Origin of the sequence: uncultured Thiocystis sp. (assembly GCF_903866365.1) — a bacterium.
Lineage (GTDB): Bacteria > Pseudomonadota > Gammaproteobacteria > Chromatiales > Chromatiaceae > Chromatium.
Genome location: NZ_CAIPNF010000405.1, coordinates 1 through 4,649, shown reverse-complemented (window position 1 = coordinate 4,649; position 4,649 = coordinate 1). Strand labels below are relative to the sequence as shown.

The following is a 4,649-nucleotide window of genomic DNA, read 5'->3' as shown; positions in this document are numbered from 1 at the left end:
GTTCCGCCTCGGGGATGTCAGGAAGTTTGATCGAGCTGGGCATGACGGTAGGACGATGCACGGGAAACGATTGGGGAAGCGATGGGGTATTCTAACGGATATCTTCAGCCAAGGCTGCCGTGACTTATTGAGAAGTTACCGTCCGCACCGTGGATGGATTCCGGTGTGAGCAGGTGATAAGGCACCTCTCGGATGGTTTCCTTGGCCTGATGTTTATTGACCCAATCGAGAAATGGCATCTGCTCGTTTTCCTGGTGGCGACAGGCCCAAGTCTACCGTACTTGGCTGTACCATACTGATGACTGCCAACTGCCAACTGCCAACTGCCAACTGCCATGCACCGCCGCAAACTTCCGATCGGGATCCAGAACTTCCGCGAGATTCGCGAGGAGGACCATTATTATGTCGACAAGACCGGCTTTATCCGGCAACTGATCGACGAAGGAAAATACTATTTCCTCTCGCGCCCGCGCCGCTTCGGCAAATCGTTGTTGCTCGACACCCTCGGCGAACTCTTCGCCGGCAACGAGGCGCTGTTTCGCGGGTTGTCGATCCATCCGCAGTGGGATTGGACCGTTCGTTATCCGGTGATCCGGTTGAGTTTTGGCGGTGGGGTCGTCCACCGTCGCTCCGAACTCGATCAACGCATCCTCGATCTGCTGTACCGAAACCAGCGAACGCTAGGGCTGACCTGTCGCGATCCCGAGGATCTGGTCGGCTGTTTCGGCGAGCTGATCGAGCAGACGCATCTCATCACCGGCCAGCGGGTGGTGATCCTGATCGACGAATACGACAAGCCGATCCTCGACAATCTCACCACGCCGAACATCGCCCGCGAGCTGCGCGACGGGCTGCGCAATCTCTATTCGGTCATCAAGGATCAGGACGCGCACATCCGCTTCGCCTTCATCACCGGCGTGAGCAAATTCAGCAAGGTCAGCATCTTCTCGGGGCTGAACAATCTCAACGACATCACGGTGGATGCCAACTATTCGGCGCTCTGCGGCTACACCCAGACCGATGTCGACACCGTCTTCGCGCCCGAACTCGACGGACTGGACCGCGACGAGATCCGCCGCTGGTACAACGGCTATAACTGGCTCGGCACGGCGGTCTACAATCCCTTCGATCTGCTGCTGCTGTTTCGCAAGCGTGAATTCCAGCCCTTCTGGTTCGAGACCGGCACCCCGACCTTTCTGGTCGATCTGCTCACCGAACGCGGCTGTTTCACGCCCGAACTGGCCGAACTCCACGCCTCCGAGGCGTTGCTCTCGACCTTCGACGTGGACCATCTGGCGACCGAGGCGTTGTTGTGGCAGACCGGCTATCTCACCTTCGCCGGGTCGCGGCGGATTGGCGCGCGGCGCGAATATCGCCTGGTTTCTCCGAATCTGGAAGTGACCAGCGCCCTCAACGACGCCCTGCTCAAGGGGTTGATGGGCGATCCGTCGCAGGCCGAGCGCGCCGTGAGCCGGCTCTACGACGTGCTCATGGGCGGCGATTTCGCGGCGTTGCGCGCGCATCTGGAGAGCCTGTTCGCCGCCATTCCGCACCAGTGGCACGACGGTCACCCGATCGCCCGTTACGAGGGTTTCTACGCCAGCGTCTTCTACAGCCATCTGGCCGCGTTGGGACTGGATCTGACGCCGGAAGACGCGAGCAACCGGGGGCGGGTGGATCTGACGCTCAAGTTCAATGCGCAAGTCTGGCTGTTCGAGTTCAAGGTGGTCGAACTGGTACCCGAGGGACGGGCTTTACAGCAGATCAAGGAGCGAGGCTACGCCGACAAGCATTGCGCCCTGGGTCAGCCAATCCATCTGATCGGCATCGAATTCAGTCGCGAGCGGCGCACCCTCGTCGGGTTTGAGGTGGAAACGTTATGACGGTCCGCCTGCGCTGCACACTCCGCCATCCGGACAATCTGGCGCGGCACCGGAGTTGCGTCCAGAGGCATCCTCCATCCCTGCGCCAAAAAACGCCCGTACATCCGCGATCTGGCGCGTGCGGGCCATCGCCGGCAGGCTGTCGAGAAAGGTATAGCCATAGGAGCGCGACAGGAGACGCGGATCGCAGACCACCAGCACGCCGCGATCTTCGCTGCCGCGGATCAGACGCCCAGCGCCCTGTTTGAGCGCGATCACGGCCTGCGGCAACTGATAGTCGCGGAAGGGATTGCCGCCGCGCTGGCGCAGCGCGTCGATGCGCGCGGCCAGCACCGGATCGCCCGGCGAGGCGAACGGCAGACGGTCGATCAGGACGCAGGAGAGCGCCTCGCCACGCACGTCGACGCCTTCCCAAAAGCTTGAGGTACCGAGCAGAACCGCGTTGCCGAGTTCGCGAAAGCGTTCCAGCAGTTCGGCGCGCGGGGCGCTGCCCTGGACCAGCAGCGGATAGTCGATCCGACCCTCCAGCCCGGCGGCCAGTTCGCGCAGCGCGCGATGACTGGTGAAGAGCAGGAAGGCGCGACCGCGACTGTAGCCGATGACCTCGCACGCCAGTTCGAGCACCTGCCGGTTATAGTCGGGATCGGACGGCGGCGGCAGACCGCGCGGGACGAACCAGAGCGCTTGATTGGGATAGTCGAAGGGGCTTTCCCAGCGTTCGGTTTGGGCTTTCTCGATGCCGAGCTGACGGGCGAAATGATCGAAGCCGTGGCCGACCGCGAGGGTGGCGGAGGTGAAGATCCAGGCCGTGCGGTCGTGGCCGATCTGTTCGCGAAAAACCTCGGCGACCTCCAGCGGGGTCTGATGCAGCCGGAAACCGCGCCCCAGGGTCTCGAACCAGCGCACCGCGTCCTCGGGTTCGCTGGCGACCAGGGTATGCAGACGCTCCCGCTGATCCCCGGCGCGCGCCAGGCAAGCGTCCAGACCCTTGCCACGTCCGACCATGGCCTTGAGCGCCTCGGCCAAGGAAGACAAACGGCGTTCGAGCGTTTCCAGCGCCCGCTGAACGCCCGGATCGCCGACGAATTCGCGCCAGGGACCGCGGCGATCCGCATCGCCCAACCCGAGCCGCGCATCCTGGACCGCGCGGCGCAGTTTGCCGGCGCGCTCGGGCAGTTCCGGGACATCGCCCGCCTCGCGGCGCGCTTCGAGTTCGGTGTCGCGCGCCAAGTCCAGCAACTGGCGGCTGCTCAACGAGATGCCGAAAAAGTTCGATGCGGTGTCGGGAAGCTGGTGCGCCTCGTCGATCACGAAGCAGTCGGCGCCCGGCAGAATCTCGCCGAACCCCTCGTCCTTGAGCGCCAGATCGGCGCACAGCAGATGATGATTGACGACCACCACATCGGCCGCCTGGGCCTCGCGGCGGGCGGCGACCAGATGACAGCCCTGCCAGTCCGGGCAGTCCTGACCGAGACAGTTGTCGCTGGTCGAGGTGACCTCGGGCCAGATCGCGGCGTCCTCGGGGAGCGGTAGCTCGGCGATGTCGCCGCGCCGGGTGGACGTGGACCAGTCGCGCACCTGCTGGAGATGGTGACGCAGTTCGGGCGAGAGGTGGCCGGGGTCATCCAGCAGTAGCTGGAGCCGATGACGGCAGAGATAATTGGCGCGGCCTTTCAGCAGCGCGCTCGACACCGGCAGGCCGAGCGCCTCCCGGATCAAGGGCAGATCGCGATGAAACAACTGGTCCTGAAGGTTGCGCGTGCCGGTGGAGATCAGCACCTTGCGTCGGGACAGCAGCGCCGGGGCCAGATACGCGAAGGTCTTGCCGGTGCCGGTGCCGGCCTCGCAGATCAGTACGCCGCCCGTGTCCATGATGGCGGCGATCCGCTCGGCCATCGCCTGCTGCTGCGCCCGGTAGCAGAAGCCGGGCACCCGTTCGGCGAGCACTCCGTCGGGGCCGAAAATCGGCGACAGATCAGACACGGGGCGCAAACATCGGGGACCGAACCGTCGCGGGGCCGCTCAATCCACGCCCGCGCGGCGGTCCGCCTCGGCGGCCCCCGAGGTATCGCCGGCGCGGCGCTTGGATTCGGCGATGATGCGCCAGTTATCCTTCTTGACGACGGCGTTCGCGCCCGCCAGATCGTTGGAACGCGCCGCGAGATTCCCCGCCTGACTGCCCTGCCCCTGCTCCATGCGTATCCGCGCGAGACGATTCCAGAGATAGGCTTCGCGCGGGGCGATCCGCAGCGAGCGTTCCAGCGAGGCGGCGGCGCCGGCGTAGTCGCCGGACTGACGCTGCTGTTCCGCCTGACTGGCCAGCGCCTGCGCGGCCGGCGGCAGGCTCGGCGCGGCGATGGGCGGGGCGGCGGGCGCGGGCGGAGCCGCCTTAACCGTCGGCTGCTCGGGGGCTGGCGGGGCGACTCTCGGCGGCGTGGGCTCGGCCTTCGCCACCGTTGGCGCGGGCGGCGGCCTGGACGCGGGCGTGGCCTTCGCCACGGTCGGCGCGGGGGCTGGCGTCGCTGGCGGAGTCGGAATGGGTTTCCTGGGTACGGACGGCGCGGTTTCGCTTGGTTTAGGCTTGGTCTGCACCACCGCTGGCGTCGCCGGTTTGGCTGGCACGGCGGGTTTGGCCGGTGCTGGCTTCGCGTCTGTCGTCGGCGTTGGCGCACCCTGGACAACCTTGGGCGCGGCGGGCTTGACGGGTGCCGCCCCGACGGTGGGCGCGGCTGGCGCCGGCTCGGCCGCTGGCGGGGCAGCCGGCTC

Annotated in this window: 4 protein-coding genes; 1 reads left to right on the top strand and 3 read right to left on the bottom strand. The window is 65.8% G+C overall.

Features of this window, described 5'->3' with window-relative positions; all coding sequences use genetic code 11:
• Window positions 1-104 precede the first annotated feature (104 nt).
• Window positions 105-239, bottom strand: coding sequence for a hypothetical protein (locus tag QZY07_RS22415; RefSeq protein ID WP_295407712.1), 135 nt, complete (start codon window positions 237-239; stop codon window positions 105-107).
• A gap of 96 nt (window positions 240-335) precedes the next feature.
• Between QZY07_RS22415 and QZY07_RS22410 the strand changes: the two genes are divergently transcribed.
• Window positions 336-1,883, top strand: a complete 1,548-nt coding sequence (locus tag QZY07_RS22410) for an ATP-binding protein (protein WP_295407710.1) — start codon at window positions 336-338, stop codon at window positions 1,881-1,883.
• Here QZY07_RS22410 and QZY07_RS22405 read toward each other — a convergent pair.
• Window positions 1,878-3,866 (bottom strand): ATP-dependent DNA helicase, encoded by a 1,989-nt coding sequence (locus QZY07_RS22405; protein ID WP_295407707.1) that lies wholly within the window; start codon window positions 3,864-3,866, stop codon window positions 1,878-1,880. The two genes, QZY07_RS22410 and QZY07_RS22405, sit on opposite strands and share 6 nt — an antisense overlap.
• 39 nt (window positions 3,867-3,905) lie before the next feature.
• Window positions 3,906-4,649, bottom strand: a 744-nt coding sequence (locus QZY07_RS22400; RefSeq protein ID WP_295407706.1) for a tetratricopeptide repeat protein, incomplete at its 5' end; no start/stop codon positions are given.

Coding starts and splice junctions, on each gene's coding strand:
- QZY07_RS22415 (WP_295407712.1), bottom strand. CDS start 239: ATGCCATTTCTCGATTGGGTCAATAAACATCAGGCCAAGGAAACCATC.
- QZY07_RS22410 (WP_295407710.1), top strand. CDS start 336: ATGCACCGCCGCAAACTTCCGATCGGGATCCAGAACTTCCGCGAGATT.